Below are 15,326 nucleotides of genomic sequence, written 5' to 3' on the forward strand. Positions count from 1 at the left end.
TATTCTCCTTTTTTTATAAAATGTATTTCGTTAAATCTTGATCCTCACGAATCGCATTTAGTTTACTTTCAACATATTGTTCTGTAATTTGAATGCTTCCCATTTGCATAGATGGCGCTTCAAATAACAATTCTTCAAGTACTGTTTCTAAAATCGTATGAAGACGACGAGCACCGATATTTTCCATTGTGCTGTTCACTTCAAAAGCAATTTCAGCTAGTTTAGATACCGCTTCTTTTGTAAAGATGACTTCAACATTTTCAGTTGCTAGCAATGCTTTGTATTGTTTTAATAAAGCATTTTTAGGTTCTGTTAAGATACGTTCGAAGTCTTCTTTTGATAAATCTTGTAATTCAACACGGATTGGGAAACGTCCTTGCAATTCCGGCATCAAATCACTTGGTTTAGCAACGTGGAAGGCACCAGATGCGATAAATAAGATATGATCTGTGTTAATCACACCGTACTTCGTATTCACTTGGCTTCCTTCAACAATTGGTAAGATGTCACGTTGAACCCCTTCGCGAGAAACCTCACCGCCGTTATGTCCCTTAGCAGCAATCTTATCAATCTCATCGATGAAGATAATCCCTGACGTTTCAGCTAATTTTAGAGCCTCTGCATGCATATCTTCTTGATTGATTAAGTTGTTCGCTTCTTCTTCCGTTAATAGTTCTAAAGCTTCTTTCACCGTAACAGTACGGCTAATTTTCTTCTTAGGAGTCATTTGGTCAAGAACTGATTGAATTTGCATCATTTGTTCCATTTGATTGCCAGAGCCCGCCATACGCATTGGTTTCTCTGTTAATTCAATGGTTACTTCTTTAGAATCGAGAAGGCCATTTCTTAATTGTTGCTCAATATCACGTCGTTTTTGGGCAATCTCTTCTGTGACTTCTTCTTTCATCTCAGGTTCAATACCAGGATTTTGGATTCCCATTTGTTGGAACATACTAAGGAGTGAATCTTGTTGCGGATTCGAAACCTTTTTCATAATCCCAGGTTTAAGAATCTTCGCTAGTTTCTTAACGGCCTTATCAAAAGCTTGTGGTTTCACTTCTTCTTGTTTTAATTTTGTAACGATTTGAATCGCGTTTTCGACTAAGTCACGAACCATCGATTCTACGTCACGTCCAACATAACCGACTTCCGTAAATTTAGTGGCTTCCACTTTTGCAAATGGTGCATCGACTAATTTAGCAAGACGACGAGCTAATTCGGTTTTACCCACCCCAGTAGGCCCAATCATCAATAAATTCTTTGGAGTGACTTCTTTTTTCATTTCTTCGTCTAATAATAAACGACGGTAACGATTTCGAAGAGCCACCGCTAAAGCACGTTTAGCATCGTGTTGCCCAACGATAAATTGATCTAATTCGGACACCACTTCTCTTGGTGTTTTACTAATATTTGCTTGCATACAACCTCTTCCTTACGCTAACGTTTCAGTGATGATATTATCGTTTGTAAAAATATCAATTTCTGAAGCGATTTTTAAACTTTCACGAGCGATATCTTCCGCTGTTAAACTTGCATCTCCAAATCTTAGGAGGCCTCTAGCAGCAGCTAAAGCGAAGTTACCACCAGAGCCAATTGTTAGAATTCCATCGTCTGGTTCAATGACTTCACCCGTCCCTGAAACAAGGAGCACTTGTTCCTTATTCATTACGATTAACATCGCTTCTAATTTTTGTAAACCACGGTCACTTCTCCATTGCTTCGCCATTTCAATAGCAGCACGTTGTAAGTTCCCTTTAAATTGTTTGAGTTTATCTTCAAACATTTCCTCTAAAGTGATAGCATCAGCAACGCCACCCGCAAATCCAACAAGTACTTGATTGTCGAAAATACGACGGATTTTACGAGCGGTTCCTTTCATAATCACTTTTTCACCCATTGTTACTTGGCCGTCACCAGCCATCGCAACTTGGTTATCTTTTTTTACTGCACAAATTGTAGTCATGATTTTCCTCCATTGTTCTTATTAAAGGCACTTGCATCAAATTCACTCTTCCCAGCTTTAGACCTTGGAAAATATAAATGGTAATTTTGTTGAAGGGCTTCCTTCGTCACATGCGTATAGATTTGAGTTGAACTGAGACTTACGTGTCCTAAGAGTTCTTGCACTGTTCGCATATCTGCACCATTATTTAACAGATGCGTCGCAAACGTATGTCTAAGCATATGCGGATGAATCTTAAGGGTCAGTCCACTTTCTTGAATCAGTTTTTCTAAAATATAACGAACTCCATTCGTTGTAAGTGGGTCTCCTAAATGATTTACAAAAACAAAGGAATGTTCTTTACGCTCTTTAGCCATCAAATCTTTACGCCCTTCTTCAAGAAAGGTCTCTAAGGCAGTTCTAGCAAAGTCCCCAATTGGAACGTAACGTTCTTTGGAACCTTTACCAATCACCAGGATAATACTATTTTCAAGGTCTAATTGCGCAAGAGTTAAATTCGTTAACTCACTGACACGCATACCTGTAGCATATAATACTTCGACTAAAGCTTTATTACGTTGGTCTAAAGACTGATTTCCATCAATAGAATCAATAAATTTTTCAATCTCATCTTCATAGAAAAATTCCGGTAAACGCATTTTACCTTTTTTGTAACTGACAGACGCAAACGGATTCGTTTCTACAACGCCTCGTTCGACAAGAAAATGATAAAATGATCGTAAACTCGAGAGAAAACGAGAAATACTTGAACGGTTATAGTTCTCACGGTGTAATACCCCAAGATAAATCCTAACATCTACAACAGTTACATCATTCCAAGAATGAATCGGAACTTCTGTTAAATAATCAAAGAAATGGTGAATATCACGGTCATACGCATGAATCGTCTCTGGCGAATAGCGTCGTTCAACTTTTAAATACGTTAAAAACTCTTGCATTTCGTTCTTCATCGTCTTCCTCCCCTTGTTAACTTTAGCACAGAAAGCACTTTCTTACAACCGAATTGTCAAAATTATTACGACAATTAAAGTAAATTTAACATTTAGGATATGAGGAAAAGCGTTTTGAAACGAATCACTGGAGACAAACACCGCAAAGGACTCGGAACGAGTCGTGTGGATGTTTGTCGAAGTGGACGTCGTTTCTGCTTTTCCGAGTTCAACTCCACAGGATGGCAGAAAGACAGAAGTAAAGAATATTTTTGCTGTGCAAGAATATTCTACTTCGTAGTCTTTCGCCCGCAAAGTTTATTAGACGTTCTTGAATCATGAGTGATGAAAAGAACGTCAATAAACCACTGCGCCTGAGTAATATTTCAGCATACAAAAAGAGCACCTAGATTTCTCCAAGTGCTCTTTGTCTTTATTTTTGAACAGCTTCTTTATAATCACAGTTACTACATGCAATTTGTTTTCCACCGCGACCTTTTTTCTCTACTAAGTAGTGGTCACATTTTGGACAATTACGTCCGATTGGTTTATCCCATGATACAAATTCGCATTCAGGATAACGATCACAACCGTAGAACAAGCGATTCTTCTTCGATTTACGCTCAATCACTTTCCCTTTTCCACATGTCGGACAAGTAATACCAATATCTTTCACGATGGCTTGAGTATGGTGACATTCTGGGAAATTACTACAAGCGTAGAATTTACCGAAACGACCTAATTTGATAACCATTGGATGTCCGCATTTTTCGCAGTTAAATCCAGCTGGTTCGTCTTTAATTTGAACTTTCTCGATTTCGACTTCCGCTTTATCCACTTCTACTTTAAATGGTTGGTAGAACTTATCGATAACTTGTACCCACTCTTCTTTTCCTTCTTCAACTAGGTCAAGATTATCTTCCATTGAAGCAGTGAAATGAGTATCAACAATATTCGGGAAGTATTGTTCAATCATTTGGTGAACAACATATCCCAGTTCTGTTGGTTCAAAACGTTTAGAAACCAATTTTACGTAATAACGCTTTTGGATTGTTTCGATTGTTGGCGCGTATGTTGACGGACGACCAACACCGATTTCTTCTAATGTTTTAATTAAAGTCGCTTCAGAATAACGTGCAGGTGGTTGCGTGAAATGTTGTTCAGGATTTAGTTTAGCTAATTGAACTTCATCTCCAACTTGCATTTCAGGAAGTACATTTCCTTTTTTCGCTTCTGCATTATCTTGATAAACTTTTTGGTATCCAGCAAACTTGATTGTTGATCCGTTCGCCTTAAACACATGATTGTTCTGTTCTAAGTCCACTTGTACAGTGTCATAAACTGCTGCAGTCATTTGACTAGCAACAAATCGAGACCAAATCAACGTGTATAATTTTAATTGATCTTTCGTTAAATAACTTGCGATTGAATCTGGTGTACGAAGAACTGAAGATGGACGGATTGCTTCGTGCGCATCCTGAGCTCCCTCAGCATTCTTTACAGCGCGTTTAGTCGCTAGACAGTATTCTTTACCAAACTCTTTTTCGATGAACTCAGAAGCCTCATTTTGAGCAGATGCTGAGATACGAGTTGAGTCTGTACGCATATACGTAATCAACCCGACAGATCCACTACGCCCAAGTGATACCCCTTCATAAAGTTGTTGGGCTACCATCATCGTTTTACGTGTTCTGAAGTTTAATCGGTTTGACGCATCTTGTTGCAAACTACTTGTTGTAAATGGTGCTGCAGGATTACGACGACGTTCTTTCTTCGTCACTTTAGTAACCTTGAATGGTTTCTTATCAGAAAGTTCTGCCATTACTGATTTTACAGTTGCTTCTTTTTCTAAAGCGGCTTTCTCAGATGTTGTACCATAGTAATTTGCTGTGAAAGCTTTCTTCTCTTTCTTGAATTGTCCTTCAAGTGTCCAGTATTCTTCTGGGACGAATGCTTTAATTTCGTTCTCGCGGTCAATAATTAATTTCACAGCGATACTTTGAACACGCCCTGCACTGAGACCTTTTTTCACTTTCTTCCATAAAATAGGAGATAAAGTATAACCCACAAGACGGTCTAAAATACGACGTGCTTGTTGCGCGTCCACTAAATCCATATCAATCTTTCTAGGATTCTTGAATGCTTCTTTAATTGCATCTTTTGTAATCTCATTAAATTCCACACGAATAGGTGCGTTTAAATCAAGTCCTAATAAATGAGCTAAATGCCAAGAAATAGCTTCCCCTTCTCTATCCGGGTCACTCGCGAGATAAACAGCATCTGCTTTTGCTGCTTCTTTTTTAAGTGATTTGATTAAATCACCTTTCCCACGAATTGAAATGTAATGAGGTTCATAATTATGTTCAATATCTACGCCCATTTTGCTTTTAGGCAAATCACGTAAGTGCCCTTTACTAGCAACTACTTTAAAGTTTTTCCCTAAATAGCGTTCAATGGTTTTAGCTTTTGTAGGAGACTCTACAATTACTAGATTTTGCTTCACCATTAAATGGCTCCTTCCCTAATCCACTCTATCTATCAGTTTTCTCAAGCTTGGAAAGCCCGAGAATAGTGAGATTGCTTAAATTATCTTTTGTCATCATATCTAAACACATTCTTTTTGTCAAGGCAACAAAACAATCTCCTAAACTGTTCAATTTCATTTTTAAGGGAAATACTTAAGATTTTTAGAGATCGTTTCACCACTCGAAACAAGACAAGCTCCTGCTTCAATGAGGCTATTTGTCCCCTTTGAATGGGTAGAAAAAATACTTCCTGGGACTGCAAAAACTTCTCTATTTTCACTTAAAGCTAAGTTTGCAGTAATGAGACTTCCACTTTTCTCTTTTGCTTCAATGACACATACTCCATGACTGAGTCCAGCGATGATGCGATTGCGATATGGAAAGTGAAATTTTAAAGGTCGACTCTCTAGTGGATATTCAGAAAGGAGTAATCCTCTTTTCGCAATCATGTCATAAAGATTTGCGTTTTCCGGTGGATACACAACATCTAAGCCACTACCAATAACCGCAATGGTGTTTCCGCTAGTTCTAAGTGTTTCTTCATGCGCCAATGTATCGACACCACGCGCTAATCCACTGACAACTACAATGCCATCATTAACGATGGTTGGGATTAATTCATGAATACAATCTTTTGCATATTTAGAATGGTCTCTTGAGCCTACAATAGCAACAGCTCTCTGATTTATGAGCGACAAGTTCCCTCTATAAAATAATACAATAGGAGGCAAGTATATTTCCTTCAACCTTTGAGGATAAGCGCCATCCAAAATGGTTAACACCTTAATTTTTTGTTCTTGTAATCTTTTAATCTCCAAATCCCAATCCATTGACTCTATCCACTTGTTTGTTTCTTCAGGTAATGAATACTTTAAATCCCCTAAAACAAAGGATTCGTTTAGAGCCATATCTTCTTCCAGCCGAATAAATAATTCATAGAATTGCTTACTGGTTAGAGTATCACTCATTGCAACAGCTATCAGTAATCTACGTTTTGTCCAAATCATAAAAAAACTCCCTCTCGAAATAGTCTTTCAATACTATTTACGAGAAAGAGTTCTGTTTTGGTTTTTATTGATAATCTTTGACTGGTGCAAAAGTCATGCGGTGAATCGGTGTTGGACCTAATTTTTCAAGGCCTTCAAGATGAGCTTTCGTACCATAACCAGCATTTTGCGCAAAGCCGTAACCAGGATACAACTGTTCGTAATCCTTCATCATTTGATCTCTGACCTCTTTAGCAACAATACTTGCTGCAGCGATTGAAATGCTCTTCGCATCTCCTTTAATGATTCCTTCTTCTGGAATTCCTGTTTCAAGTTTCATTGCATCGATCAATAAATAGTCAGGTTGTTCTGGCAATAATTCAATCGCTCTCTTCATCGCTACCTTACTAGCCTCATAAATATTAATCTTATCAATCGTAAATGCATCTACAATACCGATACCGATTGCGATAGCTTGTTCCTTTATAATTTCAAAAATCTCAGCACGCTTCTTGGCACTTAATTTCTTTGAATCATCCAGACCGATATCTTCCATTCCTTCAGGAAGAATGACGGCAGCAGCTACCACTGGACCAGCAAGTGGACCGCGACCCACTTCATCAATTCCTGCAATCATTTTGTAGCCTTTTTGTTTAGCTGCACGTTCAAAGCGTTGCATTTCTTCAAAGTGAGCAGCACGTTCAGCTTTTTTAGCGTACTGACGTTCAAATTTGGCAATTAAATCTTGAACTCCTTTACGCTCGTCACTTCGAAGTTCTGTTAAACGCTCATCCGACAACGTTTGAATTTCTTCAAGAATCAATTTAATTTCTTTGATGGAACGTTTTTCCATTATGCTTCCCCCGTTAACGATACAGGCGCTTGGTCTAATGTATAACGACCAAGTTTACCTGAACGAATATCAAACACGATTCGTTCACTTGCCTTTTCATAATCTTCTTTAAAGCCTAAGTTCTTTGTAATTAACATTAATAAATCTACATTTGAGAGTTCTAAATCACCATCCGTTAATCGATAAGCTTTCTTTAAATACTCTGGATAATCCAATTTAAACTGACTAAGAGCAAATAATGCGATATCATCCATATGAAGGAGCGCGTCTTTAATAGCTCCAGTTAACGCTAGTTTATTTCCAACTTCTTCACTTTCAAACTTCGGCCATAGAATTCCTGGTGTATCTAATAACTCAAAATCATTTCCTATTTTCAACCAACGTTGTCCCTTTGTAACCCCTGGACGGTTTGCAGTTTCCGCTTGGTTTTTATTAATCATACGATTGATAAAGGTTGATTTGCCGACGTTTGGAATTCCAAGAACCATTAAGCGAATCGGTCTTGGACGGATTCCTTTTTCTAGATTCTTTTCAAAGACTGGTGCCATTAATTCCTTAATAGCGGCCTTTACTTGCTTAATCCCTTTTCCGTCTTTTGCTTCTGTTGTAAGAACTTTAATTCCTTGGCTAGTAAAATAATCATTCCAACGTTTTGTTTGAGATGGATCTGCCAAATCTACTTTGTTTAATAAAATTAACTGTTTCTTTTGTCCTTTAATTTCTTCGATAATAGGATTGCGACTTGATTCTGGAATACGAGCATCTACCATTTCAATCACAACATCGACTAGTTTTAATTTTTCTGTTGCTTCCCGGCGCGCCTTTGCCATATGCCCAGGGAACCATTGGATTGTTGCCATACGTTTCGAATCCTTTCTATTTAATCTTTAATAAATCATTCATATAGAACCATCAAACATTATACCATGTTTTCATTCTTTTTTCCGTTCTCTTCCTCATCCCTATAACGAAAAATCTCAGTACAACAACGATTCCTTGTCATTGCACTGAGATTTCATTTATATGCAAAAATTTTAGTCGATTACTTCGTAAATACTTTCTGTATTCCAACGAACTTTTGGTTTAATCTCTTCGTCTCTATAACCAAAAGCACACATAACAGATACTCCAAATTCTGATGTATCCAAAACGCCTTTTTCTTCTAAATAAGCTTCTACTTTATCTTTATCGAATCCTTCGATTGGACATGAATCCATCCCCATTAGAACTGCCGCATTCATCATATTTGTCATTTGGATATACGTTTGTTTACTTGCCCAGTCAAAGAGTGAACGTTCATCGTTCAGCTTTGCATCACTTTCTTGGAAACTCTTAATACGATGCGCATAAGCAGAATCGGGATCATAACTTCTATGTCTTACTTCTTGCATTAATTTTTCGATATAAGGAGTTTCATAGTTCACGCCTTTACGAGCTAGATAAATCACAAAATGACTAGCACCATCAAGCATTGAAACAGCGCCCCAAGCCATTGATTTTAAATCTTGCTTCATTTCTTTGTTATTTAATAAAAGCATTTTCCAAGGTTCAAAACCAAGCGAAGAAGGAGCTAATCTACCTACTTCCACAAGTGCTGCCCAATCTTCATCAGAAATGCGACGAGTTGGATCAAATTTTTTAGTAGCATAACGTTGGTGTTGTAATGCAACGACTTCTTCTCTATTCACCATACAAGTCTCCTTAAGTGTAAAATTTACACACAATATATATCATTAGTTTAACAATTTAGAAATAGAATAGCAATCCACCTAGTTAAATTAAAAGAGACTGAATTGCTTCAGTCTCATCTTTACTATTGAGGATTGTTTTCTGACGACTTGAACTTCACTTTCTTAATCTTGAAGTCAATATGTCGCTCCCTGATGGTTGCTTCAATATCATCAATCGAAATTTGTTTATCATTTTCAATCTGAATGTTAATTTCATATTTACCACCGATATCTTTTACATCAACATTCGCAATTTGATATTGTTTTAAATCACAGTATTGATAAATATCATGAACGAGCGAGATATCACCTACCGTCCCATTGATGCTTGCTTGGTAGATTTGATGTTGTTTTGTAAAATCATGTGTTAGCCATTGGATCAACATAACGAACACGCTACATACGAGACCAAAGAACCATAATCCTCCACCAATCGCCATACCGATACCGGAGGTCGCCCAAATACCAGCTGCTGTTGTTAGTCCACTAATTTTCTTGTCACGCATGAAGATAATTCCCCCACCGATGAAGGAAATACCACTAACGATTTGTGCTGCGACACGTGTTGAATCAAAGTCATGAGTATCAAGAAACGCTTCTTTGGAAATAATCATCATCAATGCGGAAGTTAAACAAACAATAACGTGGGTTTTAACACCGGCTTGTTTATTTCTGGCTTTTCGTTCGTATCCAATTAACAGTCCGCAAATACATGCGAGGATAATTGACGTAAAATGTCTTAACTCTAACATTGCGTCAAATGAACGCACAAAAATTTGATCCATACTCTTCCTCCTTTAAAAATGTACCTTTCTATTTTACGCATATTTCGATAGAAAGTCAACAATAATGAAATCGTTTTCTAATCATAGTTATTCTACAAGCAAAAGAAAAAGAGACAGAAATCTGCCTCTTTACTCTCTATTGATATAAATTCGAATAGTCTTTCAATCCACCAATACGGTTAAGCGGCCATACTGTAAATACGGCTTTTCCTTCAATGGCGGACTTATCAATAAATCCAATCATTCGACTATCTTTCGAAACGCCTCGATTGTCTCCCATGACAAAGTATTTACCTTCAGGAACCTTGTCCTCTCCAGTCAACTCTTTCAATGTAAAATCATCGATGAAGACTGTCTTCTTGTCGTTATTTGTGTTAATAAATGGTTGCTCCACTTCTTTTCCGTTAATATACAGAACTCCATTTTTCGCTTCAACCGTATCACCAGGCATTCCGATGACGCGTTTGATATATTCTTTATCTTCGTCTGGAGCTTTCAATACAACCACATCAAAACGGTTAATACCGCCAATTTTTGACATAATCATATGATCTCCATTATGAAGGGTTGGATACATCGATTGTCCACTAACTGTAAATGGACGACCTACAAAGAAGTAGAGAATCGCCATAATGATACTTGCAACAGCAATAGACCAAATCCAACTAAGAATTTCTTCTAGAATTTCTTCTAGAATCGGATGTTTTTTCTTAGGTTCATTCCCTTTATTCTTACGAGAGTTTAATCTCTCTTCGATAGAAGCTAGGGCCGAATTTTCCACTTGGTTATCTTCGTACATTCCCATCCTCCTTTGTTATTGTAAAGCTTTTACAGCAGCTTTGTATTGAGTATCGTTTGCTTTCAATGCATCCCGAATCGCACTCATTAATGCTGTACCAGTTTTTTCATCTACTTCGCCAGTTTCAGATAATCCTTTTGATTTTTGGAATTCTTTTACAGCTTCAGTAGTTTTACTATCAAAGTATCCATCTGCAGTAACATCGTATCCTAAACCTTTAAGGATTGTTTCAATTGTTTTCACATTGTCAGACACAGCGCCTTCTTTTACAACTTCACGCGTGTCGATAATCGTGATGTTGTAATAATCTGGCATTGAGACTTCTTCTGTTGGTTCAATACCTGTTTTATGAATCCATGTTTTGTTAGGTGTTAACCATTTTGCAATTGTGTATTTCAATTCAGCATTTTCACCAACTTCAATTACAGACTGAACGGTACCTTTACCATAAGTCTTCTTACCGATTAATTGAGCATCAGCAGACTCTTTTAAAGCTGCTGCTAAAATTTCAGATGCAGAAGCACTACCTTCGTTTACAAGTAATACATATGGTTCAGTAATCTTGAATGTTCCATAGTCTTTAGAAGCTTTATAAGTCTTAATTTGCCCATCACGATTTTCAACATTTAGGATTGTTTTTCCTTCTTCAACAAACATATTGGCAATCATAATCGCTTGATCTAATAGACCACCAGGATTATAACGAACGTCAAAGATAAATTTCTTAACACCTTTTTCACGTAAATCTGTCACGGCTTTTTCAACTTCTTTGGCGGTGTTTTTTGCAAATGAATTAATTTGAACATGGCCAATTGTTGCGTCTGTTGCATCTACAGTACCTTTAACCGTTTCAATGGCAATTTTAGCACGTGTAATCTTCACTTCTAATTCTTGTGTTCCACGTTGGATTGTCAGTGTGACATCTGTTCCCACTTCCCCACGGACTTTAGAAACAACATAAGAGATGCTCTTACCTTCCATGTCTTCTCCATCCACTTTTAGAATAGCGTCATTTTCTTGAAGACCAATTTTTTGAGCTGGTGTTCCTTCACGAGTATTGCTAATAATCACACGGTTGTTTTCAGAACGTAATTCCGCACCAATTCCTCCAAATGAACCTGTCATCGTTTCATCGATTGCAGCAGTTTCATCGTTTACTAAATAGTTCGTATATGGATCACCTGTAGCTTCTGCCATTCCTTTTAAGGCTCCGTTGATAATATCATCTTTGTTAATGTTTTTATCAACGTATCCAGAAACAAGTGTATCATATACAAGTTCTAATTTTGCCAAATCGTCATTTGTAAGAGTATCACTTGATTTTCCAGTGACATTGTTTGAATCATTCTTTGTTTCAGATTGAGCCACTTGATTTTGAGAAGTTCGAGCAGCATAGCTCGTTCCAAAATAAGTGAATACTCCTGTTAATAATACCGCTAAAAATAATATCCAAACGGAAACTTTTTTTGACTCAAGGTCGTTTCGAACGGCACCTTGAGGTTTTGGATTATTTCCCATTCGGGTTCCTTCTTTCTACTTCAAAATTTATGCACGAACAGTTTCTAACGCGATTTCCATCATATCGTTAAATGTTTGTTCACGTTCTTGTGCAGTTGTTTCTTCACCTGTTAATAGGTGGTCACTAATTGTAAGAATCGCTAACGCTTCTTTTTTGTGTTGTGCTGCTAACGCATATAATCCAGCAGCTTCCATTTCTACGCAAAGCATTCCGTAATCCATTAATTTCTTCTTGTCTAATTCAGCGTTATAGAAACGGTCAGATGACAATACATTTCCTACGTGAACGCCAACTCCACGGTCTTTTGCTAAGTGATACGCTTTATCTAATAAGTTAAAGCTTGCAATTGGAGCAAAAGTTACTTGATTTTGGAAAATGTTATTGAAGATTGATGAATCTGTTGTAGCTCCTTGCGCTAAAACGATATCACGAACTTTAACATCTTCTTGCATACCGCCGGCAGAACCGATACGGATGATGCGCTCTGCACCAAACTCAGTGAACAGTTCGTTCGCATAAATCATAATAGATGGAATCCCCATTCCACTACCTTGAACAGATACACGTTGACCTTTATACAAACCAGTGTAACCAAACATGTTACGGACTGCATTGTATTGTTCTACTTCTGTTAAATAATGTTCAGCAATAAATTTTGCACGCAATGGATCTCCTGGCATTAAAACTGATTCAGCAACTTGGCCTTTTGTAGCATTAATATGAACACTCATTTTTTATTCTCCTTTTATGGGAAACCCCGTTATTGATATATTTACTATTCTACTATAAAAGTACAACTATGAAAACTTAAAAAGGTTTACTTAATGGTTACAATAGCTTTTGTTTGAATAAATTTAAAAAATCTTTAATACTCTATTTTCAGATTTTTCTGAAAATAACACTTCATTTAACCTTTACTAAGATTATCTGAACGGTGCGTCTTTTAACTATAAAATACGCAGATTTAACAAATCTATACCTAAAATTCACAATATTATTTAGACTATTTTAAACTGCTTGTTTTTGCTTAAGTGTTTACCCACTACAAAATATAAATCCAGAAACAATAAAAATATTAGTAATTAACCATATAAATTCTATTTAATCACCATAAGTTTTCTCCCATTTTTTCATTTCGTCAACGATACTTCTTAGAGCTATACCTTTATTTGTCATTTTATATTCAACCTGTGGGGGTGATGTCGGTAAAACTTTTCTTGATAAAATACCTTCTTGCTCAAAATCGCGTAATCGTTGAGCTAATATTCTAGGATTAATGCCTTCTACACTACGCAAAAGAGTACCATAATGAATATTACCATCAATAATTTCTGATAAAATCTCAAGAGTATATTTACCCTTTAGTAAATTCAAGACACTTCTTGCTGGACAAATTGATTTCTTAACAGATTGCATCCTCTTAGTCTCCGTTCGTTTCCTACTATTTGTATAGTTACTATACTTTTTTTCCCTTCTTGTTTCAGAAATAATTAAGTTATAACCTATTATTATATATTTCGAAGGGAGGAAATACTATGTATATTATAACTAAGTTTGAACGGATTGAAAATATACTCGGAAGTAGTTAAGAAACATACTTTATTAATTGATATACTCAAGCAATTATTTCCCTACAAAGATAAAAATATTACTTTTGATTAATTAACGAAGATTTGTTTGACTAAATAACGGAGGAAGCATGATGAAAAAAACAAATACAATAACGCCAGTTTATCTACTTTTTATACTGTCCCTAGGATATATTATGGCAGTTCTTGATACGACAGGAGTGGTTCTTGCAGTGCCTCATATTGAAACAGATATGAGGGTATCATTAGGGCAATCCATTTGGATAATTAACGCTTATACACTAGCTTTAGGATCTTTACTCTTACTTTCAGGAAATCTAACAACAAAATATGGTGCAAAACGAATTTTATTGATTGGAATGACACTTTTTACACTTGCCTCATTAGGTTGCTCTTTTTCACCAGATATTGAAACTTTGATTTTTCTTAGATTCATTCAAGGTTTTGGCGCATCCTTATTTATGCCAAGTTCATTAGCACTTTTATTTATTTCATACCCCGACTCTGCTAAAAGAGCACGTATGTTAGGGATTTGGACAGCAATCATTTCTGTCGCAACCGGTACTGGTTCTTTTATTGGTGGGATAATTATTAACTACTTCGGATGGAGAGGTATTTTCCTAATCAATATTCCGTTGGGGGTTTTGACGGCGATTTCAATATTAGTCCTCGTGAAAAAAAATATTGCTAATCCTAAGACAAAAATTGACATTTTTAGTAATCTATTTCTAGTTGCAACTATCGGAAGTCTAGTTATTTACCTTGTTGAAGGGAATCAATACGGTTATAGTAACTCAAATCTCTTATTGCTTCTTCTCCTATTTATATTATTTTCTATTGGTTTAGTAATCCACGATAAAAAAAGTAAAGCACCTATTGTTCCCCACCAACTGTTAAAAAATGCTAACTTTATTGTCTCTAATCTGTTAGGTTTAGTAGTTAACATTTCATTATACGGTATTGTTTTGGTATTAGGACTTTATTTTCAAACTTATTTAAATCTCTCGTCAATGGTTTCTGGACTCCTCATTCTACCAGGAATGATTGTCTTAATTATTGGTAATTTATTCTATGCACGTGCTGTAAAACGAATTTCCGTAGGAAGCCTCGCTACTGTCTCAATTATTTTTGCCATTGTAGGAGCAGCAGGGATTTTTGGAATTGGAGTTCTTTTTCATGAAATTCAACTATACATCCTAATCCCTTTATTTTCTTTAATGAGTCTAGGTATCGGAGTGTTAACTCCAGCAACTACAACTATTCTTATGGAATCTGCTGGTCAAGAATTATCTGGAATTGCTGGTGCAACTTTAAATGCTAACAAACAGATTGGTGGACTTTTTGGTACAACAATCATGGGAATTGTAACTACTAATTTATCCCATGATTGGAATATAGTCATCGTTGTCGCATTTATGATTAACGTAATAATGTATATTGCTACTTGGTTAATAGCTAATCGTTACCTTTATGGAAAAAAATAAAACTAAACTGAACGCAATCAACTTTTAAATTGATTGTGTTCTATTTAGTTTTCCAGTCCAATTATCCCTATCATCATAATTTATTTGATAAAGAATTTGATTAATTATAACCGCAAAGATTTTAGAACAAAAAAACAACTCTCACCTTCACAAAACTATGAAAA

At 36.3% G+C, this 15,326-nt stretch carries 14 protein-coding genes; 1 reads left to right on the forward strand and 13 read right to left on the reverse strand.

Annotated elements, in window-relative coordinates; translation table 11 throughout:
- Positions 1 to 13: 13 nt before the first annotated feature.
- The 13 genes from hslU to O3793_RS00945 form a co-directional block, all read right to left on the reverse strand.
- Positions 14 to 1,420, reverse strand: coding sequence for an ATP-dependent protease ATPase subunit HslU (gene hslU, locus O3793_RS00885; protein ID WP_371444889.1), 1,407 nt, complete (start codon positions 1,418 to 1,420; stop codon positions 14 to 16).
- 12 nt (positions 1,421 to 1,432) lie between these two features.
- Entirely contained in the window at positions 1,433 to 1,963 is a 531-nt protein-coding gene (gene hslV, locus O3793_RS00890) for an HslVU peptidase proteolytic subunit (RefSeq protein ID WP_371444891.1), read from the reverse strand.
- Positions 1,960 to 2,913 carry a tyrosine recombinase XerC gene (xerC, locus tag O3793_RS00895; protein WP_371444893.1) on the reverse strand — a complete coding sequence of 318 codons (954 nt, stop codon included), beginning with the start codon at positions 2,911 to 2,913 and terminating at the stop codon, positions 1,960 to 1,962. Before xerC ends, hslV begins: the two co-directional genes overlap by 4 nt.
- A 412-nt stretch (positions 2,914 to 3,325) precedes the next feature.
- On the reverse strand, positions 3,326 to 5,398 hold the full coding sequence (gene topA, locus O3793_RS00900; RefSeq protein ID WP_371444895.1) for a type I DNA topoisomerase: 2,073 nt from the start codon (positions 5,396 to 5,398) through the stop codon (positions 3,326 to 3,328).
- A 159-nt stretch (positions 5,399 to 5,557) separates the two neighbouring features.
- A complete protein-coding gene (gene dprA / locus O3793_RS00905) occupies positions 5,558 to 6,424 on the reverse strand; it encodes a DNA-processing protein DprA (protein WP_371444897.1) in 867 nt (288 codons plus the stop codon).
- Between the two features lie 64 nt (positions 6,425 to 6,488).
- On the reverse strand, positions 6,489 to 7,256 hold the full coding sequence (locus O3793_RS00910; RefSeq protein WP_371444899.1) for a ribonuclease HII: 768 nt from the start codon (positions 7,254 to 7,256) through the stop codon (positions 6,489 to 6,491).
- Positions 7,256 to 8,116 carry a ribosome biogenesis GTPase YlqF gene (gene ylqF / locus O3793_RS00915; protein ID WP_371444901.1) on the reverse strand — a complete coding sequence of 287 codons (861 nt, stop codon included), beginning with the start codon at positions 8,114 to 8,116 and terminating at the stop codon, positions 7,256 to 7,258. Before ylqF ends, O3793_RS00910 begins: the two co-directional genes overlap by 1 nt.
- Positions 8,117 to 8,290: 174 nt before the next feature.
- Complete coding sequence (locus O3793_RS00920; RefSeq protein WP_371444903.1) at positions 8,291 to 8,947, reverse strand: NAD(P)H-dependent oxidoreductase; 657 nt, start codon at positions 8,945 to 8,947, stop codon at positions 8,291 to 8,293.
- Between the two features lie 122 nt (positions 8,948 to 9,069).
- Positions 9,070 to 9,771 (reverse strand): MgtC/SapB family protein, encoded by a 702-nt coding sequence (locus tag O3793_RS00925; protein ID WP_048711194.1) that lies wholly within the window; start codon positions 9,769 to 9,771, stop codon positions 9,070 to 9,072.
- 136 nt (positions 9,772 to 9,907) lie between these two features.
- The gene (lepB, locus tag O3793_RS00930) at positions 9,908 to 10,570 is read right to left on the reverse strand and encodes a signal peptidase I (RefSeq protein ID WP_371444906.1); all 663 of its coding nucleotides are present in this window, start codon (positions 10,568 to 10,570) and stop codon (positions 9,908 to 9,910) included.
- A 15-nt stretch (positions 10,571 to 10,585) separates the two neighbouring features.
- Complete coding sequence (locus O3793_RS00935) at positions 10,586 to 12,088, reverse strand: S41 family peptidase (protein ID WP_371444908.1); 1,503 nt, start codon at positions 12,086 to 12,088, stop codon at positions 10,586 to 10,588.
- A 27-nt stretch (positions 12,089 to 12,115) separates the two neighbouring features.
- Entirely contained in the window at positions 12,116 to 12,820 is a 705-nt protein-coding gene (deoD, locus tag O3793_RS00940) for a purine-nucleoside phosphorylase (protein ID WP_048711192.1), read from the reverse strand.
- 370 nt (positions 12,821 to 13,190) lie between these two features.
- Complete coding sequence (locus O3793_RS00945; RefSeq protein WP_371444910.1) at positions 13,191 to 13,505, reverse strand: winged helix-turn-helix transcriptional regulator; 315 nt, start codon at positions 13,503 to 13,505, stop codon at positions 13,191 to 13,193.
- A gap of 286 nt (positions 13,506 to 13,791) precedes the next feature.
- Here O3793_RS00945 and O3793_RS00950 point away from each other — a divergent pair, with 286 nt between their 5' ends.
- The gene (locus tag O3793_RS00950) at positions 13,792 to 15,162 is read left to right on the forward strand and encodes an MFS transporter (RefSeq protein WP_371444912.1); all 1,371 of its coding nucleotides are present in this window, start codon (positions 13,792 to 13,794) and stop codon (positions 15,160 to 15,162) included.
- The last annotated feature ends 164 nt before the right edge of the window (positions 15,163 to 15,326 follow it).

Origin of the sequence: Granulicatella sp. 20925_1_28, assembly GCF_041433575.1 — a bacterium.
In the GTDB taxonomy this organism is placed as follows: Bacteria; Bacillota; Bacilli; order Lactobacillales; family Aerococcaceae; genus Granulicatella.

What these genes read in the sequence shown, in the direction of transcription:
- hslU (WP_371444889.1), bottom strand. Translation starts at nt 1,420, where the DNA reads ATGCAAGCAAATATTAGTAAAACACCAAGAGAAGTGGTGTCCGAATTA.
- hslV (WP_371444891.1), bottom strand. Translation starts at nt 1,963, where the DNA reads ATGACTACAATTTGTGCAGTAAAAAAAGATAACCAAGTTGCGATGGCT.
- xerC (WP_371444893.1), bottom strand. Translation starts at nt 2,913, where the DNA reads ATGAAGAACGAAATGCAAGAGTTTTTAACGTATTTAAAAGTTGAACGA.
- topA (WP_371444895.1), bottom strand. Translation starts at nt 5,398, where the DNA reads ATGGTGAAGCAAAATCTAGTAATTGTAGAGTCTCCTACAAAAGCTAAA.
- dprA (WP_371444897.1), bottom strand. Translation starts at nt 6,424, where the DNA reads ATGATTTGGACAAAACGTAGATTACTGATAGCTGTTGCAATGAGTGAT.
- O3793_RS00910 (WP_371444899.1), bottom strand. Translation starts at nt 7,256, where the DNA reads ATGGAAAAACGTTCCATCAAAGAAATTAAATTGATTCTTGAAGAAATT.
- ylqF (WP_371444901.1), bottom strand. Translation starts at nt 8,116, where the DNA reads ATGGCAACAATCCAATGGTTCCCTGGGCATATGGCAAAGGCGCGCCGG.
- O3793_RS00920 (WP_371444903.1), bottom strand. Translation starts at nt 8,947, where the DNA reads ATGGTGAATAGAGAAGAAGTCGTTGCATTACAACACCAACGTTATGCT.
- O3793_RS00925 (WP_048711194.1), bottom strand. Translation starts at nt 9,771, where the DNA reads ATGGATCAAATTTTTGTGCGTTCATTTGACGCAATGTTAGAGTTAAGA.
- lepB (WP_371444906.1), bottom strand. Translation starts at nt 10,570, where the DNA reads ATGTACGAAGATAACCAAGTGGAAAATTCGGCCCTAGCTTCTATCGAA.
- O3793_RS00935 (WP_371444908.1), bottom strand. Translation starts at nt 12,088, where the DNA reads ATGGGAAATAATCCAAAACCTCAAGGTGCCGTTCGAAACGACCTTGAG.
- deoD (WP_048711192.1), bottom strand. Translation starts at nt 12,820, where the DNA reads ATGAGTGTTCATATTAATGCTACAAAAGGCCAAGTTGCTGAATCAGTT.
- O3793_RS00945 (WP_371444910.1), bottom strand. Translation starts at nt 13,505, where the DNA reads ATGCAATCTGTTAAGAAATCAATTTGTCCAGCAAGAAGTGTCTTGAAT.
- O3793_RS00950 (WP_371444912.1), top strand. Translation starts at nt 13,792, where the DNA reads ATGAAAAAAACAAATACAATAACGCCAGTTTATCTACTTTTTATACTG.